Source organism: Turicibacter sp. GALT-G1, from assembly GCF_025594995.1.
In the GTDB taxonomy this organism is placed as follows: Bacteria; Bacillota_I; Bacilli_A; order MOL361; family Turicibacteraceae; genus Turicibacter; species Turicibacter bilis.
Genome location: NZ_JAMQUS010000026.1, coordinates 57,668 through 81,897 on the forward strand (window position 1 = coordinate 57,668; position 24,230 = coordinate 81,897).

A 24,230-nucleotide genomic window follows, 5' to 3' on the forward strand; every position below is an offset into this window, starting at 1 on the left:
TTTTATCTATATGTAAAGCGAAAAAACTAGATATTTCAAGTTAAGCTTATTTCTTAAAATACTTGGATATTAAGACGGACTATAGTAACGATGGATCATGGACCATTTCTAACCGAAATGAATCCACCACTGATAGGGCTTAAAATTTTCCCTATAGAAAATTTATCGTGACGTATATAAATTTACGTCATTAATGACGTCGAAAAAAATGATTACTCAGAGGTTGTGAGAATATAAAAAAATAATGTGCGAGTAGATTAAAGGGAGAAAGTGTATTATAATAATATAGAATGATGAAGATTTAAACTTCAGTAATTTTAAAGAAAAAAGTTTAAGGCATCATGTAGATATGATGAAACTGTTTGATGGAAGTGGTCAGAATGCTCGGACATACCGGAGTGATTTTAAAAATAAATTTAGACGAACATAAAATCTTAATGAATGAGACGTGGTTTTCATTCGACCCTAAGCTAACGGTATCAACGTCCATGATTGGACAGTCCGTGCAATATAGCTTAAGTGGGAAGAAGAAAATTAATCATCTTGAGTTAACGATGCAAAAATGTAAAGAATTAAAAGGGAAAATTCAATCATTGAATTTATCGATTCCGCGTATTTCGTTACATACAGGTGGGCAATTGATTCATTTTTATATTACGCCCAAACATTTTAATGTTATTAAATATCAATATAAACCTGGAGATTTTCTTCAGTTTACGTATAACCCAATGGAATTCAAAATTGGAAAATCTAGTTATTTTGCGATTACAGCGATTAAAAACGAAAATCGTAAGAAAGCTGAAAATCCTCAAGTTATTAAGCACGAATTAAGACAAACAATTAATACGTTATTAGATTCGAACTATTATGCCTTTTTAGATTTAGAGTTTTCGATGAGTGGTCCTGAATACCGAGGGATGAAGTTTCACCCTGAAATTATTCAATTCGGTTTAATCATTGCAGATGCAGAAGGAAATCTAGTAGAGAAATTCTCTGCTTATGTGAAACCAACCTTATTCCCGCATGTTTCAGGAAAAACACAAGAATTCTTAAAAATTACCGAATCAGCGATAGCTTATGGAATGAGCTATCAAGACTTCTATGATTATATTAAAGAAGTTATTGCACGATATAACCCAATCTTCTTGGTTTGGGGAGTTTCAGATGGTTTCATTCTAGAAAACTCTTATTTATTAAATCAGGTTGAGCCTTTATTTGAAACCGATCAACTTATTGATTTACAACGTGTTCATCGACAATATTACCAAATTGGTCAAGATATTGGACTATATAATGCCATTAAAAGTTATGAAATTTTTACGGGGACACAAATTCATGATGCGATTGTGGATGCGCTTGTTTTACATAATATTTTTTATAAATTTAAATCAATTATTTTATCGAATGAGAAATATCCATTTAAAGAAAACTATCAAAATATCATGAATAATCGCTAACCATGCAACGAACAAGATAATTTTTATCGAATGATTTAAAGAATTGACATCTATTCTCGACTCTTTAGATAACTTGCGGTAAAGGTTATCTTTTTTTTTACCCCTTCATATAGTAGCTATATATTTAAGAAGAGGTGAAAAGAAATGGAAACGAAATGGGTAAAAAAATTAACATTACCAGTCCTCGCAATGTTGTTTATTTATTATGCTAGTAGATCTGAAGATCCTGCAGCAAGAAACCTAGTCAATACGATGAGTGAACAAACATCGCAAGAACAAATCGTCTATTCGTCAGAAGAGTATTATGCAGTTTATGCCTTACATGAGTCAGACAATCTTGTCAAAACATACGTAAAAAAAGGTGAAGAAAGTAATCCAATTCAAGCAATATTTGAAATCTTAACAACTAAATCAAATCAGCTGCCTGTTGGAACCACTTCTTTAGTCTCACCTACGGCTACTTTAAATGATTACCACTTAGAAAATGGGGTCCTGACACTGAATGTCTCACCGGAATTTTTAGATTATACAGCTGATGAAGAACAAGATTTGTTATCTTCTCTTGTTTGGACGTATACTGAATTAGTTGATGTCGATAAAGTGAAGTTTGAGATTGATGGGGAACCTGTGTCTAATTTAAATGGAACATTGCCAGTCAGTCGTGGACTTGACCGATCAATGGGAATTAATTTAGAATTAGATACAACAAACTTTGATGAAACGCAGCTTGTGACGCTTTATTTTGTAACAGATGATAGTAAAGATGGATTGCTAGTTCCAGTCACACGTCTTATTCCAGCTTCAACTGATCCAGTTACTTATGCTATCTCTGCTTTAATTCAAGGGCCTGTGAATCAAAATTATGTGAGTGTTTTTGATCAAGAGACGACATTATTGAGTGATCCAGTCATTAGTGATGGATTAGTTTCATTAAATTTCAGTTCTGAGTTATACTATGACAGTCAACAAACAAAAGTTTCATCAACGATGTTAAAACAATTGGTGATGACATTAACGGAATTAGATGATATTGAAATGGTTTCGGTTTCAATCAACGGAAACATTAAAGTGATGGATGAGGTAGATCATTCTATTGCGGTACCAACGAGTCGATTCGATTTTGAATCATTAATTGAAGCCCAATAAAAAAGAGATTATGTTATAATAGGGGATGAAAGTTTTAATCAAGTAAGGTGATAAATATGAGAGCAAACGAACGTAAGAATAATGAACTAAGATCGGTAGAATTTATTCCCCATTATATAATTAATCCTGAAGGAGCCGTCCTTGTCTCATTCGGAAATACAAAAGTAATCTGTACGGCAACCATTGAACATAAGTTACCGCCATTTATGCGTGGACAAGGAAAAGGTTGGATTACAGCTGAATATTCAATGTTACCACGCGCAACTAATACACGTAATATTCGTGAAGCAGCACGCGGAAAAGTGAGTGGCCGTACGATGGAAATCCAACGTTTAATTGGTCGCTCACTTCGTGCAGCTGTTGATTTAGAAAAATTAGGAGAACGTACAATTTGGATTGATTGTGATGTGATTCAAGCCGATGGTGGAACACGTACTGCATCGATTACAGGAGCAATGGTAGCGATGAAATTAGCCTTTGATAAATTAGTGGCTGATGGAACGATTGCTGAGTCCCCATTAAAAGAATATTTAGCCGCCATTTCGGTTGGAATTTTAAATGGTGAAGTCATTTTAGATTTAAATTATGAAGAAGATTCAGCAGCTGAAGTGGATATGAACGTGATTATGACAGAAAGTGGTCAATTTGTTGAAATTCAAGGAACAGGTGAGGAAGCAACGTATTCTCATGCACAGTTACTTGAAATGTTAGACGTAGCAAGTCAAGGAATTCAACAATTAATCGCGATGCAAAAACAAATTAGCTAAGGAGTCTAGAGAATGAAAGAAGTTATTATTGCTACTAAAAATGCTGGAAAAGCTAAAGAATTTGAACACATTTTCAGTCAATATCATATTACTGTCAAATCGTTACTTGATTTTGAAGAAATCGAAGATATCGTAGAAGACGGAGAAACGTTTGAAGAGAATGCCTTAATTAAGGCGCGTGCAATTGCGAAACAATTTAATCAAGTTGTGATTGCTGATGATTCAGGTTTAGAAGTCGATGCACTTCATGGACGTCCTGGCGTTTATAGTGCGCGTTATGCAGGAGAAGGCCGCGATGATCAAGCGAATATTAAAAAAGTATTAAGTGAGTTAGAAGGTATTCCAACTGAACAACGTGGGGCTCGCTTTGTTTGTGCATTAGCTTTAGTGACACCTGAAGGAGAGGAGTCAGTCGTTCGTGGAACGTGTGAAGGACAAATCTTGACAGAGTGTTTAGGAAGTGAAGGGTTCGGATACGATCCAATCTTCTACTTACCGGAACTTGAAAAGACAATGGCACAAATTCCGAAGCATCAAAAGAATGTATTAAGCCATCGTGCGGATGCCTTTGCGAAATTACAAACTATTTTAATGAATTTAGTGTAGAGGGATGAGCCATGAAAATCGTAGTTGTTAGTGATAGTCATGCGGATGTAAAAAGTTTAAAACTCATTCGTGAGCGCCATTTACACGACGCAGATTTATTTATTCATTGTGGAGATTCTCAGCTCATGAGTAATCATCCGGACATTCAAGGTTACTTAACCGTACGTGGAAATTGTGACCTCGATCAGCAGTATCCTCTTCATCGTGTTGAGAAACTCAATCATCGAGAAACCTTATTTATGACACACGGACACCAGTATGATGTTAAATATTCAATGCAACGTCTTTACTATAAAGCTTTAGAAGTTGGAGCTAGCATCGTTTGCTATGGCCACTCTCATTGTATAGGAGCAGAAATGAATGAAGGCATTCTCTTCTTAAATCCCGGAAGTGTCGTTTTACCGCGCAATACAAAAGAGAAGACGTATGCCATTATTACAGCTGAAACTGATGAGTTAGAGGTCATTTATTTAGAGGTAAGCACAGGCGATGCCTTGATTCGCCAAACATTTAATCGTTAAGAAGAAAGGTAGGGGATCTAATGCCAGAACAAACTTACCAATACTATTTAAATCAAAAAACAGTGGCTGCACACTATTTAGAGCTCGGGAATGTTTCAAAAGCATTAGAACATTTTATTAATGCCTACCAAACACCCTTTGGAATAGAGGATTTAGATTTAATGCTTGAATTAGCTTTTTTATATGATGAAGTTGATGAGCAGAAAAACGCCATTCAGCTCTTTTATGACATGATTAAATTAGATCCAGAGTTTCCAACCTCTTATTATGGATTAGCGACGATTTATGATGATAATGAAGATTATGAGAAAGCCATTTATTACTACAAAAAAACAATTGAACTTGATCCGAATTATGAGGCTGCACATTTTTTCTTAGCTAATATCTATGATGAATTAGGAGAAAATGAAAAAGCTATTTATCATTATGAGAAAACGATTGAAATTGAGCCAGCCTACTATTATGCTTATATTAACTTAGGATGTATCTATGAGGCTGAAGATAAGAACTTAAAAGCTTATCATTATTTCTATCGTGCGCATCAAGTCGATCCAGCCGATTACATGGCACTATTTAATTTAGGCGTGGCCTGCCGAAAATTAGGACAAATTAAAGAATCTATTCGCTATTATCGTAAATCATTAAACAGCAATCCAGAGTATTCATTCACATACTTAAATTTAGCTATTTTATATAAAGAAGTATTTGAAGATTATCAAGAGAGTATCGCGTTATATACCGAGGGGATTAAATATAATCCTGAGGTTTCAGTTTTTTATTATAATCGTGCGTGTTGCTATGCCTTATTACACGAGAATGAAAAGGCGTTAGAAGATATTAAATTTTCAACTCAATTAAGTCCTAGTTTAATTGAGTATATGAAAACAGATGATGAATTGTCTGACATTAGACAAATGCCAGAATATCAAGCGATTTATAATGAATAACAAAAAAGACAGCTCCTTCTGCAGCGGGAGCTGTCTTTTTTATGTTAAGTTTAAATAATAGGTGTGGATAAGTTTGAGGGCGTATAGTAAAATAAGGAATCTACTGAAGGGGGAGATTTTATGAAACTTAAACAAACCGAATTAACAGAAGAGTTCGCGAAGCAAATTTGTACTTGGTGCTATGAAGCACCTTACGATCTTTATAATTTATCATCATGGGAAGAGATGTGTGAGGAAGGGTGGGTCCAAAGATTAAGATCTTAGGTATCTTCCATTGGTAGGGCTTAAATAATTTGTTTATAAAAGTTAGTTGGTTTTGTCAATTTATTAAATGAAGATGAGCATGTCTTCTTTGGGATTGGTGTTCATCCAGATTACTGCTCGAAGGGAATCGGTCAACAAATTATTGCATTGGCTAAGTAAGAAAGTATCCGTCGTTATGGCCAGAAACCGCTACATCTAGAAGTTCGTACTTGGAATAAACGTGCCATTCGTTGTTATGAAGCTCAAGGATTCAAAATTATCGCTACAAAGACACAAACGACCTCATTAGGAACTGGCGAGTTTTACGAATGAAACTTTATTGAAGCTCTGATTATTAATGAATTAGTCTCATGTTTACACAACGTGACCGTTATCTTAAGTAAAAAAGAAATAATTAGCATTTAAGGATTAACAGAAGAGATGAGATAATAGAATGTTACAGGAGGGGAATAGGATGGATTTAACCTTTAAAACAAAAGAAGGACGCTTTAATTATCGAGTGGCGGGGGTTATGATTCATGAAAATAAACTACTCATCATGAAAGATCATCGTGCTCCTCATTATTATTTACCAGGTGGACGTGTGAACCTTCATGAAACGAGTACATGCGCTATTTTACGCGAAATCAAAGAAGAACTTCAAGTAGAGGGAAAAGTTAATCGTTTGCTTTGGATTCATGAAAACTTTTTTTACGAACAAATATTAAATGAGCCGTTTCATGAAATTTGCTTTTATTACCTTATCGATTTACCAAAAGAATTTTTAGAAAGTAGTCCCAATCATTTTGTAATGGAAGAGAATAAGGATTGGTATTTGTCTTTTGATTGGATACCATTAAGCCGACTTGATCAGGTGATGATTTACCCCGAATTTTTAAAAGAGGCTATTTATCAATTACCAGAATTCCCCAAACATATCATAACTTATGATAAAAAGTCATAATAGATGTGGATAACTTACTGTAATTTACATTATATTCCAAAAGTGGTATACTGATTAAAATTATAAAGAGAGAAGGAATGTAAATGTTAGCTCATAAAGGAACACAACTGATTGAAACAGAGCGTCTGATTTTAAGACCTTTTACGTTATCCGATGCTAATGATATGTTTAAAAACTGGACAAGTGATGATGAGGTGACAAAGTATTTGACATGGCCGACGCATTCATCCATTGAAGTCAGCGAAATGATTATTGATTCATGGGTGGCAGGCTATGAAGACAGTCGCTATTATCAATGGGCAATTGAGTTGAAAGAGAGTCATGAGGTAATCGGAAGTATTAGTTTAATGAACGTAGATGATGAAAAGGAATGTGGTGAGATAGGATATTGCATTGGACGTCGGTATTGGAACCAAGGAATCGTAACAGAAGCTTTTCAGGCGCTCATCCCCTTTTGTTTAAATGAGATTGGCATTGAACGGTTAGTGGCACGTCATGATGTCAATAACCCAGCTTCAGGTCGTGTCATGCAAAAATGTTTTTTAACTTATGAAGGAACACTGCGTAAAGTAGAGAAAAATAGTCAAGGAGAATTTATCGACTGTTGCTACTACTCTATCTTGAAAGATGAGTATCCGTGTTCAAAATAAAAGGAGGGATAACACTTGCAGTGGTGGGGATGGCTTTGCTTTATCATTATGATTGCCTATTCAGGATACCCTGGACGAGTTAGAAAGCTAGAAAATCAAGTGAAGAAATTAAAGCGACAATTAAAGGGAGAGGAGAGTATGTCAAAAATTTTAAATTCATTAATCAATCAAGAGTGTATGATTAAGACAGAAGAGCTGTGGGGAAGTAATGATGGCGTTTATACTATCTTAGAGGCCGATGATGAGTGGGTGAAAATCTCATACACGACTAAAAAAGGTGAACGTAAACTCAAAATTATCCGAATTGAATCAATAGATACTATCGAACTGATTCAAAAAAGTGAATCACTCTAATCTGATAGTTCATTCAGTTTTGGGATGAATTAAAAATTTTATTTAAAGATATGATGATTTTTATAGTCATACTTTTTATTGCTCTATCAAGCTGTTTTACTATTATTTTCATGTTAAGACTCCGTTATTTTTCGATACTTTTTGCGACATATTATCACATTAAGCTAATATATGAAAAATGATCAATAAAATCTTGAACTTTAATTAAATATAACAAAAAAAGACCAACAAAATTGGTCTTTTTAACTATTTTTTCAGGCACATGAAGTTCATCATGCGTCCTGTTTGATTATTTTTACGGAAGCTATAGAATAAATCTTCATCTGTGTAAGTACAATAAGAAGTCATCACGATATTTTCAGCTGGAACCCCTTCGTGAATGGCTTGTTTATAGTTTAATAATTTAGGGTCAAATTTATATTGTCCATTTCCTAATTCAATAAATGTTTCATCCCAACCCTCAACTTTTGATTTTTTCACTTCATTAATCACGGTATCATCCACGCGGTAAGCATCACGCCCAATGCATGGACCAATCGCCACATAAATATCAGTCGCATCAATCTGTTCAACCTCTTTTAAAGTACGTAACATTTCATGCATCATGCCATCTACTGTCCCACGCCATCCTGCATGAGCGACTCCAATTAATTCATGTTTAGGGGCATAGAAGTAAAGAGGAGTACAGTCCGCATAGAACGTCGCTAACACAACGTCTTTTTCTGTTGTATATAATCCATCTGTCGCTTTAATTCCAGATTCAAAACTATGAACACCAGCTCCTAAATCAGCTGATGTCACTTTATGAACAGCGGTTGTATGCATCTGTTCTGCAAATACCCATTTTTCTAATGGCATCTCAATTGCATCAGCAACCACTTGACGATTTTTTAAAACGGCTTCTGGTTCATCTCCAACATGATAAGCAATATTTAAGCCTTCAAATTTATCAATCGATGTTCCACCCTTAATTGTCGTAAATCCAGCAATTAAATTCTCATTTTTATTCATCCATGATTCAATGAACAATAGATTTTCCTTTAAAATAAATGGTTCTTTCATCATATCACCTCATCATTATTATAACAGAGCACAAGAAAAAGATGTAAAAAAAGATAAACTCTTCACATAGATTCCCTTCATTAGGTTAAACTAATAAATAATTAATCATGAAGAGGAATAAAGTTATGAAAAAGAAAAATACAACCTTTGCCGTCATTGGATGCGGACAATTTGGAGGAAGTGTCGTTTCAGAGTTAGCTAGCCAAGGAGCAGACGTCATTGCCATTGATCGAAATGAAGATGTAATAAAAAAATATGTCAACATTGCGACACATACTATTGTCTTAGATTCAACCGATGAAGAATCATTAAGAAGCATCGGAATTCGTAATGTTGACCACGTGATTATTGGAATCGGTCAAGATATTCAAGGAAGTATCTTAACAGCTCTTTTATTAAAAGAAATTGGCGTCAATAAAGTAACAGTGAAAGTTGTGAATGATTATCATAAAAAAGTCATCTTAAAGATTGGTGTAGATAACGTCATTCAGCCTGAAAAAGATACTGGGAAGCGTCTCGCACATCAAATGCTTTCAGACCGGATTCTAGATTATATTGTCTTAGCAGATAACTACAGTATCATTGAAATCCTAGCTGTTGGACCAGTGATTGATCATACATTGATAGAATTAAATATTCCCACACGATTTAGGATTAATATTACCGCGATTAAACGCCAAAATAGTATTATCGTTCCACAAGCAAATACCTCAATTATTACTGGTGATAGATTACTTGTTATCGGTGAAAACAAAGATTTAACTGAATTTAATCATTGGTTATTAGATGACTAATCTAAAAAAATAGACTTCCAAATGGAAGTCTATTTTTATTACTACGTTTTTTATCAGATGCTTAAGCACTTTGATTTCATTCACATAGATTGTAGTATAAATCATGTAAGAAAAATAATAATCTATCTCTTTGTTATCTCAATCAGTGATCTACGGTTAAATCAATGATAAACTAAAAGATAGGTAACTAATCGCCAATTGGCACATATAGTTGAGAGTAAAAGGTGATGATTAGTTTGAAAAAGTGAGCTTGATTAAAGATACTATTTATGCTGCTGATTTAAAACACGCACAAAAACTCTACAATAATAGCATAGAAAAATTCGTCTAATCATGTTAAAATAATCTAGAATATAAAAAATTGATCCGTGGTGATCAAAATAAATCGTCGACCTTCAAGTGAAAAAGGGACGACCAATAATAAAGAGGGATTTTTTATGGACAAGAAAGATACAACATTTGCCGTCATTGGGTGTGGACAATTTGGTGGGAGTGTCGTTGAAGAATTAGCTCGTCAAGGAGCAGACGTCTTAGCGATTGATTGTAATGAAGAAGTGATTAAAAAATATGTTAACATTGCAACACAAGCCATTATTTTAGATTCAACAGATGAGGAAGCATTAAGAAGTATCGGAATTCGTAATATTGACCACGTGATTGTGGGAATTGGGCAAAATATTCAAGCAAGTATCTTAACAGTTTTACTGCTAAAAGAAATTGGTGTGAATAAAGTAACCGTAAAAGTTGTGAATGATTATCATAAAAAAGTAATTTTAAAAATTGGAGCTGACTCAGTCATTCAACCAGAAAAAGATACAGGAAAACGTCTAGCACATCAAATGTTATCCGACTTTGTTTTAGATTATTTAGTGCTATCAGATACCTATAGTATCGTTGAATTACTAGCAGCGGGACCTATCATTGGTCAAACCTTAATTGATTTAAATATTCCTCAACGTTTTGGTATCAACATTGCTGCTATTAAACGTAACTATAACATCGTCGTTCCACAAGCGAACACAGAAATTAAAGAAGGCGATGTCTTATTAGTCATTGGAGAAAATAAAGATATCAGTGAATTTGATCACTGGCTTTTGCATAGCTAAAAGAGTTCATTTATGGACTCTTTTTTTACTCTCTATGTTAAAACACAAACAAGTGATTAATTGATATTATTGTGGATCAATTTAATCGAAGAAAAACATAATAGAGCCTTTAATTAAAGCAATTGTTCATTGCACCCGCTACTAATTTATCCTTTTTAGTTAATCAACAACTCATCCATTCATTTGATAGCGCACATTAGTTCATCTTCTTCTAATCTAGGAGCATTTAAAGTTTATCAAAATTATGAATATGGTGTGGAAAAAAAGTGAAAAATATATACTGTACACAAAAAAATAAAGAACTAACAAGCAGATTATGATATACTAACTTCATTATCAAAATTAGTTTCAAGATTCAAGCGAGGGATAGATATGACATTCAAAAAAGTAGGCTTAATGGTTTCAGCATTACTTGTCACAGTAGGATTAGCTGGGTGTGGAGCAGCCAATTTACCAGAAGGTGACGTTAAAATCGTGAATCAAGAAGTATCAGGAGTTATTGGATTATTATTAGAGTCAGCAGATTATGGACCAAACCAAAGTACTGTTGCATCCATGCTTTTACCAACTGGATCATCTTATGACATTAACATGACAGTTGAACAATATGAAAATGGTGAATTAGTCAATACGATTGATATTCCGACGTATACAACAGAAACAATGGAGAAAAACTCAATTGTTCATATGATCTTAAACATCGGACAAGGTGATGTAAAATCAATTTTCTCTATTGCGGAAGTCGATAAAGAAAAAACAACAAACGATAAAAATCCAGAATATAAAGCAGTAAAAACAGATGCACCGGCTATCAACTTTGAAAACCGTGTGGCTATTGAACAATATGGTGGAGCATTAAATCAAGATGTTGTTTTAGCAGCTTATACAACAGGTGGATCAGCTGCCATTAATCTCGAGACATATCAAGATGAGGTGGCAAACTACAATACAGTATCTGTTGTTAAGGCCAATATTACTCAAAAATAAAACAAAAGCGTTGCTATTTTTAGCAACGCTTTTTCTGTTAAAGCTACTTAAAAAACGAAAGAAAAAAGCTCTCACCGAAAGATGAGAGCCTAATGATTAAATCTCCATAATGATTGGTAAAATCATTGGACGACGTTGTGTTTTATTAAATAAGAATGGTGAAACCACATCACAAATCGCTGACTTTAATTCCTCAGTTGAGAAATGTTTTGAAGATTGTAATTTATGTAAAACAACTTCGCGAACAGCAATCTCCGTATTTTTAATTAAATCTTCAGATTCTTTCATATAAACGAATCCACGAGAAACGACATTTGGTCCGTTTAATAAACGTTTTTCAGAGCGTTTAATTGAAACCGCTACAATAACAAGACCATCTTCTGATAAAATTTTACGATCACGGATAATTTCAGTTCCGACATCTCCTAAACCACTATTATCAGTATAAACCGTTCCTGATGGAACACGGCCTGCCAAGCGAGCACCATGTTGATTAAACGCTAAGACTTCACCATTATTCATCACGAAGCAATTCTCTTCAGGAACACCACATTGCATTCCAAGTTGAGCATGGACACTTAACATACGATATTCCCCGTGAATTGGTAAGAAGTATTTTGGACGCATTAAGCTTAACATTAATTTTAACTCTTCTTGTCCTGCATGACCTGATGTATGAATATCCGTTAATGGGCTATGAGTAATAACTTCAGCTCCAGCACGGTATAACGCGTTAATCGTACGACCAACACTTAAAGCATTTCCTGGAATTGGTGAAGATGAGAAAATCACTGTATCACCTGGAATAATTTGAATTTGACGATGTGTTCCATTCGCAATACGAGAAAGTGCAGCTAAAGGCTCCCCTTGAGAACCAGTACATAAAATTGTGACTTCCTCTTGTGGTAAATGCTTAATTTCATTAGCTGAGATAAACGTATCTTCTGGGCAATGAATATAACCATATTCTAAACCGATTTTAATTGTGGCTTCCATACTACGACCGAAAATGGCAATTTTACGATTCGTAGCCACACAAGCCTCAACAATCTGTTGAACACGGTGAACGTTTGATGCAAAGGTCGCAATAATAATACGCCCTTTAATCTTTTTAAACGTATCTCCTAAATTCTCTCCAACACGACGTTCAGAAATCGTGAAAATTGGTAATTCACTATTCGTACTATCTGATAAAAGACATAGGACACCTTCTTCACCTAAACGTGCCATTTTAGCATAATCTGCTGGTGGTCCGATTGGGGTAAAGTCGAATTTAAAATCTCCTGTATGAACGATGGTTCCATGAGGTGTTTTAATCGCAATCCCGTAAGAATCTGGAATACTATGATTCGTGCGGAAGAATTCAAATGTAAAGTGTTTTGATTTAATGACCGTTTCAGAATTAAACTCAACAATGTTGGCTTGACGCAATAATTTACGTTCTTCTAATTTATTTTTAATAAGTCCGATTGCTAATTTACCAGCATAAATTTTAGGAAGTTTTAATTGACGTAATAAAAATGGGATCCCACCGATATGATCTTCATGACCATGAGTAATAAATAAACCGACAATTTTATCTTGATTATCAATTAAATATTGATAATCTGGAATCACGTAATCGACTCCTAATAAATAATCTTCAGGGAACTTGATTCCCGCATCAATAATACAAATTTCATCTTTGTACTGAACACAGTACATATTTTTCCCAACTTCACCTAAACCACCAAGTGCGAAAATTGCCACATCATTTGGCTTAAAGTGAGAGCTCTTTTTACGTTGACTCATAGTACACGCCCTCTCATTAAATGTAATTGTTATTTCTTCAAAAAAATTAATCCATTTTTACGCAAATTAATAGTTCCCTAAAACGTCTCTGGTCCTTAACTTAGTTTGGACATCCTGCTAACATTATAACACGAGATTCATAAAAGGTCGAAAAAATAATCTTCAAATCAAAATCTTATTAAAGTCTACAACCAACATTACTTATTATACCATTACATCGGGTCAATATAACAGATTAGGACTTGAAATTATGTAATAAATTTACTATGATGAATGAAACAGTACAAAATTTTGACATACTAACATGAAGGATGTGAGATAAGATGAAGAAAAGTTTAATTTTATTTGATATCGATGGTACACTCTTACAAAGTGACATCAATCAAATTCCAGTGAGCACGATTGAGGCCATCCAAAAATTAAAAGAAGCGGGACATGAATTAGCCGTTGCTACAGGACGTGCTTTATTTTTAGTAGACGAACGTATTAGACAGTTACCGTTTAGTACATTTGTGACGGCCAATGGACAACATATTACACATCATGGGGAAGTCGTTTATGAAAATGCCATTCCAACTGAAGTTGTTGAAAATTTAATTCAAGAAGCAAATAAATTAGAGATGGTCATTGGATTATTATCAGCCACTCGATCAACTGTCACAGGAATGAATGATGATGTGATTGAATCGTTTAAACGGGTTTCAATGCCATTACCCGAAATCATTGAAAACATTCATCAGAAAGAGGCTATTCTTCAAGCATGGTACTTCTCAGATGATTTCAAGCATCTACCTGAAACATTCAAAAACGACCTTCGTTTCGTTCCTTGGTTAAGTTTTGGAGCTGATATTGTGCCACTAAATGGATCAAAAGCTGAAGGAATTAAACAATTAATCAACCATTTATCAGAGAAGCCAGAACAAATCATTGCTTTTGGCGATGGTCATAACGACATCGAAATGTTACAACTAGCTGACATCGGAGTAGCGATGGGAAATGCAAGCGATGAAGTTAAAGCGCATGCTGACTTTGTCACAAAAAGAATCGATGAAAATGGAATCTATTATGCCTGTGAAACACTAGGTTTATTTTAATACTATATAATAAGGAAAGAAGAGGGCAATTCATCATGAGTGAACCGACGCCATTAGAATACATTGAACAACTATTAGACGAACAACGCTTTGATGAAGCAGAATCCCTGCTTCTCGAGCAACTCGATCGTCAAACAAACCTAGCCGCTGTCTATAATGCGTTAGCCATTATTTCTATTGAATCGTATCAAGATTACAGACGAGCAGAGAAGTATTATCGTCAAGCGATTACCTATCATGAAGATTCACCGACGCTATATTTTAATCTAGCAATTTTATATGAACAATTTTTAAATCAGCCGTTAGAGGCCATCACATGTTATGAAAAAGCGATTGACCTCGACCCGAAGTATGTAGATGCCTATCTCAATTTAGCTGAACTTTGCATTGATTTAAATGATGATGTTGAACTAGCTTTTAAATGTAGCGAAAAAGTAGAGGAGCTTGAGCCCGATCATGCACGTAACTTAAATAACTTAGGCTGTCTTTATATTAAATATAAGCAAGATGCAGAAACTGCTATTCCATACTTTGAAAAATCAGTGAGCTTATCAACGAATCCCGCTACAGCACTGGCCAACTTAGCGGATGCTTACGTTCGTGCTGATCGATTTGATGACGCGAAAGAAGCGTATGAGGAATCACTTCGATTAGAGCCAGACAATACACTCGTTTGTCATAACTATGCCCATATTTTAAGACATCATTTCAAAGCTTATGAAGAAGCTATTGAATATTATCGACAAGCGATTAAACTCGATCCATACTCTTTAGTTTCTTATCATGGGTTACGCTCGTTATATGCCCATGACTTACACGATCCAAAGAGTGGGGTAGAAGTCCTGATTTCAGCCTTACCTTATTTTAAAAATGAAGAAGGGCTTGTATTAGAAATCGCCAATATCTATGATTTTGAATTAGATAACCATAAACAAGCTGTTCACTACTATGAACGCGTCTTAGAGATTAACCCGAATAACCTTTTAGCGCTAAATGCACTCGCTTATTTAAATGTAGAAATTTTTAAAAATTATTTAGCGGCTTTAGATTACTATCTTCGCGTGTTAGAAATTGATGATCAAACACCAAGTACTTATGTGAATATTGGCCATCTTTACTTCTATCACTTATCAGACTATAAATCTGCTAAATTGTATTACTTAAAAGCAGACGCCTTGATTGAAAAACGAGGAACCCCAGTGAAATATGCCGGTGAATTATATTATAACCTGGGGGTAATTTATGAAAATTACTTAGCAGATGACTATCATGCGATGGAGGCTTATGAAAAAGCAGTCTCATATGGAAAAGATAAAAATGCTGAGAAAAAACTAATGACATTATACGTAAAGAAACCACAACGTGTACATTAAAAAAGACCGATTTAAGATCGGTCTTTTTTTTAGAATTCTAATGGTTTTGCATTTGGGATTGGTGCTAAAGGTTGATCTTGATTAATACGATCAATGAATAAATGACCATTTAAGTGATCAATTTCATGTTGGAAGACAATTGACACATAATCACGTAAACGGAATTTAATTAGTTGACCTTTCGCATTATACCCTTGAATAGTGATGCGGCGGTAACGAGGAACTAATCCTTCAACCTCGCGGTCAACAGATAAACATCCTTCACCCATTGGTAAATAAGTCATTTCTTCTGAGTAGCTAACGATTTTAGGATTAGCTAATGCTAATGAATAAAGTTTTCCTTTTTCATCTTCTGTATGCACAGCAATAATACGCTTATCTAAGTTTAACTGAGGTGCTGCTAAACCAACACTTTCACGTAATTGATACTTTTCAGCAATCTCAGGTGTTTGACTGTTAATAATAAATTGTAGCATGTCATTCATTAATTTAACATCTTCTTTGCTTAACGGGATTGGTACTTCAGTAGCTACTTTTGCTAATGTTGGATGTCCCTCGCGAATAATGTCTTTCATAGTGATCATTAAGAACCCTCCATTCTAACTTAGTTTCTATTATAACAAACAAATAGTTATTTGGCTAATGGGACAAAAAAGGAAATTAAAATAAAACAAAAGAGGTGCCGAAACACCTCTTATTTATCATAATTAATTATCTTTTCCCTTACTCACACTATTAAGAAATTAACGGCAGCAGCAGCATCCGATAATAACAAGTAAAATAAAGAGAACTAGGAAAAATGCACATCCATTACCAAAATTATTTTCTCCACAGCACATTTTACATACCTCCTTGTTTGTACACCTAATATATAATACGCTGTTTGATTAATTTCGTTCATCATTTCTAATGAATTAGAATGATTCATTTATGAATTAATAGCCACAACCGCATCCGCCGCAACCACAGCCACCACATCCGAAGCCACATCCGCAACCACAGAGGATGATTAGAATAAAGAGAACTAAAATGAAAGCACAGCAACATCCACCGAAACCGCAACCTCCACTACATCCTCCTCCATATCCTGCAACTGGTACGACAGGTACGCAAGGTTGAGCACAGCCATAACCTACTCCATTGTAATACATGAGTAATTCCTCCTTTTTATTTAGGGCTCACTATATCATACGTAAGAGGAAGTAAAAGGTTAGTGCAAACTAAATCATTCAAATAAAAATGATTAAACGGACCAAGTCACTACATGCCCCTCTAAAAGAGGGAGGGGCACTTAATTAGCACCCACAACCACAGTTGTTATTAAATCCATCGCAACCTCCGCCGTTGAAGCATCCACAACCACAGATGATCGCTAACAAGATGAATAACACTAAGATGAAGGCAAATCCGCCACAACCTCTACCACAGTTATTTAACACTGGTGCTACTGGAGCACAAGGTGCATAGCAATTATATCCATAATTATACATATATATTCTCCTTTCATTCTGTTGACTTCAAGATATCATACGCAAAAATGTCGACAGTGGTTAATAAATTTTAGGAAAAAGACATATTTTTAATCATTGATAAAAATAAAAAGGCTCTCGGAAGAGAGCCTTTACCCCACTATATGTCATTTAACTCAGTGAATTGGATGGATTAGCATCCACAACCGCATCCGCCGTTTCCGCAACCTCCACCGAATCCAAATCCACCACAGCTACAAATGATTGCTAATAAGATGAATAATACTAAGATGAAAGCGAAACCGCAACCTCCGCCATATCCAGCACCTCCACCATAGTTAACTCCAGAATAGCAAGGTGTATAGCAGTTATATCCATAATTATACATTTAAATTTCCTCCTTTAGATGATTACCTCAATATATCATACGTAATACGCTCAAAATGGTTAATATTTTTTATTAATCATTTTTGACGATTCAATCAGTTTACAAAGGATGATTTAGAATCCAAAACCGCAGCCAGTATTGTTTCCACCGAATCCACCACAACATCCGATGATCGCTAATAGAATGAATAATACGAGGATAAGAGCAAAATTGTGACCTCTTCCATTAGTAGTAGGTACTTGATAAGCAACAGGTGCATATCCACCATAACCATATCCACCAATATATCCTCCGTAGTTATAGTTACATCCTGTTCCGTAATTGTACATCATTTATCCCTCCTTCATTCCTGATTACACTGTATTATACGCTCGAATTCAAAGTTGGTTCATGCTAAATACCTAATTGTTGTCGAAAGATAAAGTTTTTTTAAAGCCCTAATCGTGATAGAATATTATTACAGCATATGTAGTTATTTACATTAGGAGGAGAGGTTGGATGAATTTTAAAAAAAATAGAATTAAAAAAAAGCCACTTCAAATATTAAAGGATTATAGTACTGATTTCTTTGAACGTATAAAGGGAATAGATCGAATCACCTTAATTCTAGTCGCCATCTTATTTGGAATAGGTCTAATCATGGTATATAGTATTACGAGTATTTCTATCTATAACGGAGTAAAGGGCGATCCCTCTAATTTATTTATAAAAACATTAATCATGGGGATTGCAGGAATAATAGCAATGTTATGTGTTATAGCAATTCCATATCGTACTTTGAAAAGGTTAAGTCCATTAGCTGTTATTGGTTGTCCGTTTCTTTTAGTTATAACCCTTTTATTTGCAAGAGGATCTGAAAGCTCCGAAGTAAGGAGTTGGTTTCGAATTGGATCCTTCAAGTTACAACCTGCAGAATTTGTAAAGATTGGTATGATCATGGCAGTCGCTTGGTTAGTAGATTATCGTGTGAGAAAAGGAACCTATTATTTAAAAACGTGTAAAGGGATTAATTGGTCTATTACTTGGCAAAGCTTTATTTTTGTCATCTGTTACATTGGATTATGTACTGGTTTAGTCTTAATTCAACCAGATTTCGGATCAGCTCTTATTATTGGATTTATAGGCCTGATTATGTTTTTATCGACAGGAGTTAAATGGAAAGCGTTTAAACCTATCTTTTACTTCGGAGTATGTTTATTAGTAATAGGATTTATCATCATGTCAAAAGTATTTCCTTATCAATTAGAGCGTTTTGCTGTCTGGAAAGATCCATTTAATCATGCTAAAGGGTTCCAAAATGTCATGGGATATACAGCGATTGCTTTAGGTGGAATGACCGGCGTAGGGGTTGGAAATAGTACACAGAAATATGGTTATGTGTTAGAACCTCACAATGATATGATCTCAACGATCTTAGCAGAAGAATTAGGGGTATGGATGATTTTAGTCGTTATGGTCATTTATTTTTTCATTGCCATGCGTTGCTTCTTCACAGCTATCAAGTGTAAAGAGCTCTACGGCTCAATTGCAAGTATTGGTATTGGAGCTATTTTCTTAGTACAACCCCTTATTAACTTAGGTGGAGCAAGTGGAGCATTTCCATTAACTGGGGTAACCTTGCCATTTATTAGTTATGGAGGTTCCAGTTTAGTTTCTCTTTTCATAGGAATCGGTATTTACCTGAATATTTCAATGGAAAGAGCTGCTAAAGAAAAAAAATTAAAAGAGAAAAAGCAACACGATTTAAAAATGAAAGTTGTTCCTTTTCCTAAAGCTTAAATATCTTAATTGCCTTAGTCACAGACTAAGGCTTTTTTCATATGATAATGGTAAGAGGAGGCGATTGTTCTTAAGAATAATCAAATTATAGTCACTTAATAATTGTTAAACTATATATAATATAGTGACTAAGTGTAGCGAGGTGAAATAAAGTGGACAGTCAATTAGATGAATTTAAACAATTCGTGCGTAAATATCCAGGATTAAAATATGATGTTCGAAATGGAAAAGCTACATGGCAATCAATCTATGAAGAATGGTATCTATACGGCGAAGAAGATAGCCAGTGGGAAAAATACAAAGAAGTTCCGAATGAATCTAGTAACTCGACAACGCCAGCTACGAATAATAATAGTAACAACGCAAAAACAAACACCGAAACAAAATCATCCGGTAATAGTACGATGACCGGTGCAGAGATGATGACACAGGCTTTTCAATATCTTCAAAAAATGGATATGAATAAAGTTCAACAAACAATGGGCACCGTTCAAAAATTTATACAAATCTTCCAGTCATTACAAGGTGGTAACAGTGGAGGAGCTGGTGCATCTTTAGGCGCAGCAGCAAGTCAAAGACAATCATTCCCTGGATTATTTTCAAAGTTTGATGATTAGGAGATGAAGATATGGATATTATGTATCAGATTGTAAATAATATTGAACAACGAGACTATATTCGAATGTATCCGTTATGGTATAAGGAGTTAAATCGTAATCCGGAGAGATATCAAGAATTTGTGAATGAGATTGAAACAATAAAAAAACAATCTCAACCAACTAGGCTTCAAAAATTTGAAAAACAACTTAATTTTGCACAATTTATGTTGAAAATGATTAATAATAAATAGATATTTAGGAAATTCCAGCAACACATTTGGGACGAGGATAAGGGAAGCAAAGTATACAAAAAACGTCTAATTTTTAATTAGACGTTTTTTGTATAGGCTTTGTTTTAGAAGAGTGTTGATATTTTACACAAAATTTGTATAAATGAACCCTTAATTATCCATTATAATAGTGATAGAACAAATGTTTGAGGAGTTTAATTCATGTCAAAGTCACTAATTGTAGCACTTTTACATCGGGTAGCAACCGTTGATTTACCAGAAATATTAGTTGAAGTTGAAAAAAGAATCTTTAAATCAGATTTATCTAAACTTCAAACCGAAATTCAAGAAACCAGATACTCATCAGGGCAATATAAATGCCCTTTTTGTCATGATGACCATATCGTAAAGAATGGTAAATTCAAAGGAAATCAACGTTATCTTTGTCGTAACTGTGGTAAATCTTTTAGTCAACAAACGCAAACACCCACTTCTTATTCAAAGAAAGAAACAAAAGTATGGATTGATTATATTGAATGTATGATTAAAGGATACAGTTTGCGCCAATGTGCTTGGCACTGTAATATCAACATCGCTACTGCTTTCTTTTGGCGACATAAAATTTTAGATGCTCTCAGTTCATTTATGGGAACAGGAGAGGTTGACGGATTAGTTGAAGCAGATGAGTGTTATCTTCGTTATAGCTATAAAGGAAACCACTCTAAAAGCAAACGATTTACAATGCCAAGACCCTCACGTAAACGTGGTGGAGAATCTGTTGGTAAACGTGGATTATCAAATGAGCAAGTTTGTATTGGAACAGCATTAGATAGAACAGGTAATATTTTAATTGGTATGCTTGGAACAGGACGAGTAAAATATGATAATCTAAAACGGTTCTTTGAAGGTCATATTGCACCTCACTCTATTTTGTGTACGGATAGCGCTCATGGATATGGAAAGTTAGCTTCTCAATTAGATTTAGAACATAAAGCCATTCCATCAGGAAAATACAAGAAAGATATTTATCATATCCAACATATCAATGCTTTTCATAGTAATTTTAAAGCTTTCTTACAAAAGTTTAGAGGGGTTTCAACTAAGCATCTAAATAGTTACTTAAAATGGTTCAAGTGGATTGAGCTTTTTAAAGATGAAAAAGAACTTCTGAAAATTCAGAAAGCTTATATTCAATCGCAAGCGACATATGCAGGCACTCTAATTGAAGAAATTCTTTCAAGGAAACCTGTGTTTGTTTAGATTAAAAAGTTAAGAAAATTGTTAATTGTTATTTCATGGTTATTATCGTATACTATTTCTGGATAATAAAATCTTGATAGGGGGGAAAGAAATGACATTAAAAACTACTGCTAATAAAGTATTTTCTTTAATTTTACCGTTATTAGCATCTATACCAACGTTTATCTTCATTTTTAATCTAATATTCCCATCATTAGAAATATTTAAGGTTCCAAGATTATTTCACGGAGAAATAGGAGTTGCTATTATCCTATTCGCTTTTATTCTTTTTAAGTATTTATTTTACTTTGATTTGTATATAATTTCCCCATATTTAAGTTATATCTTTTTTAAATCTTTAAGGAATAAGACTTCGCTACCTCGTAACTTTTGGTTAATAAATATATTTTTTTTGATGCCCCTGTTAATGATTTTTTTGTTTCTGATTATTTTTCAATATCCACTTATTCTCATTGCTATAGAGAATCCTTTTTATAAACTTTTTTACGGCTTACTTTTGTTTTTAATAGGAATTAGCTGTGCAACAAATTTATTTAAAAATAAAAAGTTGCCCATTACTTTCATTTTGATATTTACTATCTTGTATTTTTTAAATGGTTTTACTTACTCATATTTAAAAGAAGTTGAATTTAAATTTATGTACTACTATCTTTATTTTTTATTTTTTGCTGAAATATTTCTTTTTAAGCAATTGAGGAATAAGCCATATCTCCAACGTGATTCTTAGGAAAATAAAAAGAGTTTTTCATTTTATTGAAAGACTCTTTTTTTCTTAAGTTTAATTATCAACATTATTTTAAAACATAGCCTTTGTATAAGTGATTCATTAATTAACATGATTTTTTGTTTTTAGATTTCACATTTAAAAGAGATGATTAGTAAAATACAATTAATTAGTCAATATAATAGGGTTATGATATAATTAAAGACGGTGGTTAAATTGTTAAATAATAGTGAATACATAGAATTATGTGAAGCAATAGGTGATGAAATCTTATCACTTCCAATTTGTCAAACCTATAAAAAACTACAACATGAAATAAACAATAATCTAGAGATTCTTCAATTAATAAACGAATTTGAAAAAGCAAAAGTAAGTTATGCAGATGTAGAAAGATATGGAGGTAAATATCATCCTGACTATAAAGACGTTTCAGAAAGGTTGATTGAGGCGAAATCTAACTTGTTTCAAAATCCTTCTATTAAAGCATTTAAAGCATGTGAGAAAGAGATTCAATCAATTTTAGATGAAATAGCAAAACATATCTCTCAAACAATAGAATTCAAAATTGAAAAGAAGAATAAGGCATGTGGATGTGGTAGCGGGAATTGTTCACGCTAAACTTTAGGAGGAAAAGGAATTGGATCAAAGACGAATTCAAGTTATTGTGTATACAAGAAAATCAAGTGTACAACAGAAATTATCGCAATTTGGGCATGTAGTTTATGTTTCGAAAAAGATGAATTATGTGTGCTTATATATTAATGAAAAACAAAAAGATAGCATTATATCTAAAATTAAAAATCTTCATGGCATTCAGAAAATTGAACTAGGACCTGAGGTTTTAGAAGCAATAAAATAAATTTAAAGGTGTTAAGTAAAAAAACTTGACACTTTTTTTTCATCCTGTTATAATCATAAATGTCGTGTTAAGGGAAAATACTTAACAGTATAAATTTGAATATAATTGGAGGAATATATAATGGTAAAATTACGTTTAACTCGTATGGGTTCTAAGAAAAAACCTTTCTACCGTATCGTAGCATCTAACTCAGTAAGTCCACGTGACGGACGTTTCATCGAAGTAATCGGGACATATAACCCAGTTGCTCAACCAGCTATCGTTTCAATCAACGAAGAATTAGCAATGAAATGGTTACGTAATGGAGCACAACCAACTGATACAGTTCGTGCTTTATTCTCAGCTGAAGGAATTATGACTAAATTCCACAACGAAAAATACTCTAAATAATGATGAAAGCAACGGTGAACTATATTTCATTAATTGAAAACTTGATTCGCCCGCTTATTCAACATCAAGAGGATCTACGTATAAAAGAATTTCCAAGTGAGGCAGAATACATTTTATTTCAAGTCATGGTTAATGAAGAAGATTTAGGACGTGTTATTGGTAAACAAGGAAAGATAGCAAATGCAGTTCGTACAATTGCTTATGCAGCGGGATCTCAACAACATAAAAAGATAAAAATCAATTTTGATTCTTATTAATAGTTACCACTCTAAGAATAATTATCCTTAGAGTGGTTTTTTATTATGAAAATAGTAATAATACATAATAGGTAGTATAAGATTCATAAAAGTGCCAATAATAGATTGAGGAAAAAGCTTTAACAAAATTCAACGACAGTGATAAACTACTAATACAAGTCGATGAGACAAATTAAATAAGCGCCCATAGCTCAATTGGATAGAGCGTTTGACTACGGATCAAAAGGTTAGGGGTTCGACTCCTCTTGGGCGCGCCATAAAAAAAGTTTAAAAAGTGTTTGACAAGGTTCGACAACAGTGATAAACTAATACAAGTCGATGAGACAAATTGAATAAGCGCCCATAGCTCAATTGGATAGAGCGTTTGACTACGGATCAAAAGGTTAGGGGTTCGACTCCTCTTGGGCGCGCCA

General features: G+C 33.9%; 32 protein-coding genes, 2 tRNA genes and 1 pseudogene. 27 read left to right on the forward strand and 8 right to left on the reverse strand.

The window, feature by feature from the left end; genetic code table 11:
- The first annotated feature begins 365 nt into the window (after positions 1 to 365).
- The 11 genes and pseudogenes from NEH74_RS05220 to NEH74_RS05265 all read left to right on the forward strand — a co-directional run bounded on the left by NEH74_RS05220 (position 366) and on the right by NEH74_RS05265 (position 7,655).
- The gene (locus NEH74_RS05220) at positions 366 to 1,457 is read left to right on the forward strand and encodes an exonuclease domain-containing protein (RefSeq protein ID WP_055276375.1); all 1,092 of its coding nucleotides are present in this window, start codon (positions 366 to 368) and stop codon (positions 1,455 to 1,457) included.
- 144 nt (positions 1,458 to 1,601) lie between these two features.
- Positions 1,602 to 2,603 (forward strand): GerMN domain-containing protein, encoded by a 1,002-nt coding sequence (locus NEH74_RS05225; protein ID WP_055276377.1) that lies wholly within the window; start codon positions 1,602 to 1,604, stop codon positions 2,601 to 2,603.
- 56 nt (positions 2,604 to 2,659) lie between these two features.
- Positions 2,660 to 3,370: a ribonuclease PH gene (rph, locus tag NEH74_RS05230; RefSeq protein WP_055241139.1), complete on the forward strand. Its 711-nt coding sequence runs from the start codon at positions 2,660 to 2,662 to the stop codon at positions 3,368 to 3,370.
- A gap of 12 nt (positions 3,371 to 3,382) precedes the next feature.
- Positions 3,383 to 3,976, forward strand: coding sequence for an XTP/dITP diphosphatase (locus tag NEH74_RS05235; protein ID WP_055241137.1), 594 nt, complete (start codon positions 3,383 to 3,385; stop codon positions 3,974 to 3,976).
- An 11-nt stretch (positions 3,977 to 3,987) separates the two neighbouring features.
- The gene (locus NEH74_RS05240) at positions 3,988 to 4,497 is read left to right on the forward strand and encodes a YfcE family phosphodiesterase (RefSeq protein ID WP_055276379.1); all 510 of its coding nucleotides are present in this window, start codon (positions 3,988 to 3,990) and stop codon (positions 4,495 to 4,497) included.
- A 20-nt stretch (positions 4,498 to 4,517) separates the two neighbouring features.
- Positions 4,518 to 5,444: a tetratricopeptide repeat protein gene (locus NEH74_RS05245; protein WP_055304991.1), complete on the forward strand. Its 927-nt coding sequence runs from the start codon at positions 4,518 to 4,520 to the stop codon at positions 5,442 to 5,444.
- A 120-nt stretch (positions 5,445 to 5,564) separates the two neighbouring features.
- A complete protein-coding gene (locus NEH74_RS05250) occupies positions 5,565 to 5,708 on the forward strand; it encodes a hypothetical protein (protein ID WP_237252530.1) in 144 nt (47 codons plus the stop codon).
- Positions 5,709 to 5,759: 51 nt separating this feature from the next.
- Positions 5,760 to 5,867 (forward strand): annotated as a pseudogene (locus NEH74_RS13695) (GNAT family N-acetyltransferase); the annotation flags it as partial.
- A gap of 295 nt (positions 5,868 to 6,162) precedes the next feature.
- Positions 6,163 to 6,651 (forward strand): NUDIX hydrolase, encoded by a 489-nt coding sequence (locus tag NEH74_RS05255; RefSeq protein ID WP_055304989.1) that lies wholly within the window; start codon positions 6,163 to 6,165, stop codon positions 6,649 to 6,651.
- Positions 6,652 to 6,734: 83 nt separating this feature from the next.
- Positions 6,735 to 7,301, forward strand: coding sequence for a GNAT family N-acetyltransferase (locus tag NEH74_RS05260; protein WP_262941162.1), 567 nt, complete (start codon positions 6,735 to 6,737; stop codon positions 7,299 to 7,301).
- A gap of 15 nt (positions 7,302 to 7,316) precedes the next feature.
- Positions 7,317 to 7,655, forward strand: coding sequence for a hypothetical protein (locus tag NEH74_RS05265; RefSeq protein WP_055276389.1), 339 nt, complete (start codon positions 7,317 to 7,319; stop codon positions 7,653 to 7,655).
- A gap of 246 nt (positions 7,656 to 7,901) precedes the next feature.
- Here NEH74_RS05265 and pgeF read toward each other — a convergent pair whose 3' ends face one another.
- A complete protein-coding gene (gene pgeF, locus NEH74_RS05270) occupies positions 7,902 to 8,717 on the reverse strand; it encodes a peptidoglycan editing factor PgeF (protein WP_055304987.1) in 816 nt (271 codons plus the stop codon).
- A 125-nt stretch (positions 8,718 to 8,842) separates the two neighbouring features.
- Between pgeF and NEH74_RS05275 the strand changes: the two genes are divergently transcribed.
- The 3 genes from NEH74_RS05275 to NEH74_RS05285 all read left to right on the forward strand — a co-directional run bounded on the left by NEH74_RS05275 (position 8,843) and on the right by NEH74_RS05285 (position 11,604).
- Positions 8,843 to 9,511 carry a potassium channel family protein gene (locus NEH74_RS05275; RefSeq protein ID WP_055241120.1) on the forward strand — a complete coding sequence of 223 codons (669 nt, stop codon included), beginning with the start codon at positions 8,843 to 8,845 and terminating at the stop codon, positions 9,509 to 9,511.
- Between the two features lie 437 nt (positions 9,512 to 9,948).
- Entirely contained in the window at positions 9,949 to 10,617 is a 669-nt protein-coding gene (locus NEH74_RS05280) for a potassium channel family protein (protein WP_055241118.1), read from the forward strand.
- A 372-nt stretch (positions 10,618 to 10,989) separates the two neighbouring features.
- Positions 10,990 to 11,604 carry a hypothetical protein gene (locus tag NEH74_RS05285; protein ID WP_055241116.1) on the forward strand — a complete coding sequence of 205 codons (615 nt, stop codon included), beginning with the start codon at positions 10,990 to 10,992 and terminating at the stop codon, positions 11,602 to 11,604.
- 96 nt (positions 11,605 to 11,700) lie between these two features.
- Here NEH74_RS05285 and rnjA read toward each other — a convergent pair whose 3' ends face one another.
- Complete coding sequence (rnjA, locus tag NEH74_RS05290) at positions 11,701 to 13,395, reverse strand: ribonuclease J1 (protein WP_055241114.1); 1,695 nt, start codon at positions 13,393 to 13,395, stop codon at positions 11,701 to 11,703.
- A 323-nt stretch (positions 13,396 to 13,718) separates the two neighbouring features.
- Between rnjA and NEH74_RS05295 the strand changes: the two genes are divergently transcribed.
- Positions 13,719 to 14,489, forward strand: coding sequence for a Cof-type HAD-IIB family hydrolase (locus NEH74_RS05295; RefSeq protein ID WP_055241112.1), 771 nt, complete (start codon positions 13,719 to 13,721; stop codon positions 14,487 to 14,489).
- Between the two features lie 35 nt (positions 14,490 to 14,524).
- Positions 14,525 to 15,862, forward strand: a complete 1,338-nt coding sequence (locus NEH74_RS05300; protein WP_055241110.1) for a tetratricopeptide repeat protein — start codon at positions 14,525 to 14,527, stop codon at positions 15,860 to 15,862.
- A 29-nt stretch (positions 15,863 to 15,891) separates the two neighbouring features.
- On the opposite strand, the gene def is transcribed toward NEH74_RS05300, so the two are convergent.
- The 6 genes from def to NEH74_RS05330 form a co-directional block, all read right to left on the reverse strand.
- Complete coding sequence (def, locus tag NEH74_RS05305) at positions 15,892 to 16,446, reverse strand: peptide deformylase (protein ID WP_055304985.1); 555 nt, start codon at positions 16,444 to 16,446, stop codon at positions 15,892 to 15,894.
- Positions 16,447 to 16,605: 159 nt separating this feature from the next.
- The gene (locus tag NEH74_RS05310; protein WP_082411225.1) at positions 16,606 to 16,701 is read right to left on the reverse strand and encodes a YjcZ family sporulation protein; all 96 of its coding nucleotides are present in this window, start codon (positions 16,699 to 16,701) and stop codon (positions 16,606 to 16,608) included.
- Positions 16,702 to 16,797: 96 nt separating this feature from the next.
- Positions 16,798 to 17,013, reverse strand: coding sequence for a hypothetical protein (locus tag NEH74_RS05315; RefSeq protein ID WP_055304983.1), 216 nt, complete (start codon positions 17,011 to 17,013; stop codon positions 16,798 to 16,800).
- A 144-nt stretch (positions 17,014 to 17,157) separates the two neighbouring features.
- Positions 17,158 to 17,352, reverse strand: a complete 195-nt coding sequence (locus NEH74_RS05320) for a sporulation protein YjcZ (RefSeq protein WP_055241103.1) — start codon at positions 17,350 to 17,352, stop codon at positions 17,158 to 17,160.
- Positions 17,353 to 17,524: 172 nt separating this feature from the next.
- Complete coding sequence (gene yjcZ / locus NEH74_RS13620; RefSeq protein WP_055241101.1) at positions 17,525 to 17,719, reverse strand: sporulation protein YjcZ; 195 nt, start codon at positions 17,717 to 17,719, stop codon at positions 17,525 to 17,527.
- 113 nt (positions 17,720 to 17,832) lie between these two features.
- On the reverse strand, positions 17,833 to 18,048 hold the full coding sequence (locus NEH74_RS05330; RefSeq protein ID WP_055304981.1) for a YjcZ family sporulation protein: 216 nt from the start codon (positions 18,046 to 18,048) through the stop codon (positions 17,833 to 17,835).
- 169 nt (positions 18,049 to 18,217) lie between these two features.
- On the opposite strand from NEH74_RS05330, the gene NEH74_RS05335 reads away from it, so the two are divergent.
- The 11 genes from NEH74_RS05335 to NEH74_RS05385 all read left to right on the forward strand — a co-directional run bounded on the left by NEH74_RS05335 (position 18,218) and on the right by NEH74_RS05385 (position 24,230).
- Complete coding sequence (locus NEH74_RS05335; protein WP_055304979.1) at positions 18,218 to 19,498, forward strand: FtsW/RodA/SpoVE family cell cycle protein; 1,281 nt, start codon at positions 18,218 to 18,220, stop codon at positions 19,496 to 19,498.
- Positions 19,499 to 19,650: 152 nt separating this feature from the next.
- On the forward strand, positions 19,651 to 20,115 hold the full coding sequence (ylbD, locus tag NEH74_RS05340) for a spore coat protein YlbD (protein WP_055276400.1): 465 nt from the start codon (positions 19,651 to 19,653) through the stop codon (positions 20,113 to 20,115).
- An 11-nt stretch (positions 20,116 to 20,126) separates the two neighbouring features.
- The gene (locus tag NEH74_RS05345) at positions 20,127 to 20,348 is read left to right on the forward strand and encodes a YlbE-like family protein (RefSeq protein WP_055241093.1); all 222 of its coding nucleotides are present in this window, start codon (positions 20,127 to 20,129) and stop codon (positions 20,346 to 20,348) included.
- A 201-nt stretch (positions 20,349 to 20,549) separates the two neighbouring features.
- On the forward strand, positions 20,550 to 21,587 hold the full coding sequence (locus NEH74_RS05350; RefSeq protein WP_055304977.1) for an IS1595 family transposase: 1,038 nt from the start codon (positions 20,550 to 20,552) through the stop codon (positions 21,585 to 21,587).
- A gap of 91 nt (positions 21,588 to 21,678) precedes the next feature.
- Positions 21,679 to 22,314: a hypothetical protein gene (locus NEH74_RS05355; protein WP_055304975.1), complete on the forward strand. Its 636-nt coding sequence runs from the start codon at positions 21,679 to 21,681 to the stop codon at positions 22,312 to 22,314.
- Positions 22,315 to 22,527: 213 nt separating this feature from the next.
- Positions 22,528 to 22,929: a YlbF family regulator gene (locus NEH74_RS05360; RefSeq protein WP_055241091.1), complete on the forward strand. Its 402-nt coding sequence runs from the start codon at positions 22,528 to 22,530 to the stop codon at positions 22,927 to 22,929.
- A 19-nt stretch (positions 22,930 to 22,948) separates the two neighbouring features.
- Positions 22,949 to 23,170 carry a DUF2129 domain-containing protein gene (locus NEH74_RS05365; RefSeq protein WP_055241088.1) on the forward strand — a complete coding sequence of 74 codons (222 nt, stop codon included), beginning with the start codon at positions 22,949 to 22,951 and terminating at the stop codon, positions 23,168 to 23,170.
- A gap of 120 nt (positions 23,171 to 23,290) precedes the next feature.
- Positions 23,291 to 23,560: a 30S ribosomal protein S16 gene (gene rpsP, locus NEH74_RS05370; RefSeq protein ID WP_237252827.1), complete on the forward strand. Its 270-nt coding sequence runs from the start codon at positions 23,291 to 23,293 to the stop codon at positions 23,558 to 23,560.
- 14 nt (positions 23,561 to 23,574) lie between these two features.
- A complete protein-coding gene (locus tag NEH74_RS05375; protein ID WP_238580575.1) occupies positions 23,575 to 23,817 on the forward strand; it encodes a KH domain-containing protein in 243 nt (80 codons plus the stop codon).
- A 180-nt stretch (positions 23,818 to 23,997) separates the two neighbouring features.
- A tRNA-Arg gene (locus NEH74_RS05380) sits at positions 23,998 to 24,074 on the forward strand.
- Between the two features lie 79 nt (positions 24,075 to 24,153).
- A tRNA-Arg gene (locus NEH74_RS05385) sits at positions 24,154 to 24,230 on the forward strand.

What these genes read in the sequence shown, in the direction of transcription:
- NEH74_RS05220 (WP_055276375.1), top strand. Translation starts at nt 366, where the DNA reads ATGGAAGTGGTCAGAATGCTCGGACATACCGGAGTGATTTTAAAAATA.
- NEH74_RS05225 (WP_055276377.1), top strand. Translation starts at nt 1,602, where the DNA reads ATGGAAACGAAATGGGTAAAAAAATTAACATTACCAGTCCTCGCAATG.
- rph (WP_055241139.1), top strand. Translation starts at nt 2,660, where the DNA reads ATGAGAGCAAACGAACGTAAGAATAATGAACTAAGATCGGTAGAATTT.
- NEH74_RS05235 (WP_055241137.1), top strand. Translation starts at nt 3,383, where the DNA reads ATGAAAGAAGTTATTATTGCTACTAAAAATGCTGGAAAAGCTAAAGAA.
- NEH74_RS05240 (WP_055276379.1), top strand. Translation starts at nt 3,988, where the DNA reads ATGAAAATCGTAGTTGTTAGTGATAGTCATGCGGATGTAAAAAGTTTA.
- NEH74_RS05245 (WP_055304991.1), top strand. Translation starts at nt 4,518, where the DNA reads ATGCCAGAACAAACTTACCAATACTATTTAAATCAAAAAACAGTGGCT.
- NEH74_RS05250 (WP_237252530.1), top strand. Translation starts at nt 5,565, where the DNA reads ATGAAACTTAAACAAACCGAATTAACAGAAGAGTTCGCGAAGCAAATT.
- NEH74_RS05255 (WP_055304989.1), top strand. Translation starts at nt 6,163, where the DNA reads ATGGATTTAACCTTTAAAACAAAAGAAGGACGCTTTAATTATCGAGTG.
- NEH74_RS05260 (WP_262941162.1), top strand. Translation starts at nt 6,735, where the DNA reads ATGTTAGCTCATAAAGGAACACAACTGATTGAAACAGAGCGTCTGATT.
- pgeF (WP_055304987.1), bottom strand. Translation starts at nt 8,717, where the DNA reads ATGAAAGAACCATTTATTTTAAAGGAAAATCTATTGTTCATTGAATCA.
- NEH74_RS05275 (WP_055241120.1), top strand. Translation starts at nt 8,843, where the DNA reads ATGAAAAAGAAAAATACAACCTTTGCCGTCATTGGATGCGGACAATTT.
- NEH74_RS05280 (WP_055241118.1), top strand. Translation starts at nt 9,949, where the DNA reads ATGGACAAGAAAGATACAACATTTGCCGTCATTGGGTGTGGACAATTT.
- NEH74_RS05285 (WP_055241116.1), top strand. Translation starts at nt 10,990, where the DNA reads ATGACATTCAAAAAAGTAGGCTTAATGGTTTCAGCATTACTTGTCACA.
- rnjA (WP_055241114.1), bottom strand. Translation starts at nt 13,395, where the DNA reads ATGAGTCAACGTAAAAAGAGCTCTCACTTTAAGCCAAATGATGTGGCA.
- NEH74_RS05295 (WP_055241112.1), top strand. Translation starts at nt 13,719, where the DNA reads ATGAAGAAAAGTTTAATTTTATTTGATATCGATGGTACACTCTTACAA.
- NEH74_RS05300 (WP_055241110.1), top strand. Translation starts at nt 14,525, where the DNA reads ATGAGTGAACCGACGCCATTAGAATACATTGAACAACTATTAGACGAA.
- def (WP_055304985.1), bottom strand. Translation starts at nt 16,446, where the DNA reads ATGATCACTATGAAAGACATTATTCGCGAGGGACATCCAACATTAGCA.
- NEH74_RS05310 (WP_082411225.1), bottom strand. Translation starts at nt 16,701, where the DNA reads ATGTGCTGTGGAGAAAATAATTTTGGTAATGGATGTGCATTTTTCCTA.
- NEH74_RS05315 (WP_055304983.1), bottom strand. Translation starts at nt 17,013, where the DNA reads ATGTATTACAATGGAGTAGGTTATGGCTGTGCTCAACCTTGCGTACCT.
- NEH74_RS05320 (WP_055241103.1), bottom strand. Translation starts at nt 17,352, where the DNA reads ATGTATAATTATGGATATAATTGCTATGCACCTTGTGCTCCAGTAGCA.
- yjcZ (WP_055241101.1), bottom strand. Translation starts at nt 17,719, where the DNA reads ATGTATAATTATGGATATAACTGCTATACACCTTGCTATTCTGGAGTT.
- NEH74_RS05330 (WP_055304981.1), bottom strand. Translation starts at nt 18,048, where the DNA reads ATGTACAATTACGGAACAGGATGTAACTATAACTACGGAGGATATATT.
- NEH74_RS05335 (WP_055304979.1), top strand. Translation starts at nt 18,218, where the DNA reads ATGAATTTTAAAAAAAATAGAATTAAAAAAAAGCCACTTCAAATATTA.
- NEH74_RS05345 (WP_055241093.1), top strand. Translation starts at nt 20,127, where the DNA reads ATGGATATTATGTATCAGATTGTAAATAATATTGAACAACGAGACTAT.
- NEH74_RS05350 (WP_055304977.1), top strand. Translation starts at nt 20,550, where the DNA reads ATGTCAAAGTCACTAATTGTAGCACTTTTACATCGGGTAGCAACCGTT.
- NEH74_RS05355 (WP_055304975.1), top strand. Translation starts at nt 21,679, where the DNA reads ATGACATTAAAAACTACTGCTAATAAAGTATTTTCTTTAATTTTACCG.
- rpsP (WP_237252827.1), top strand. Translation starts at nt 23,291, where the DNA reads ATGGTAAAATTACGTTTAACTCGTATGGGTTCTAAGAAAAAACCTTTC.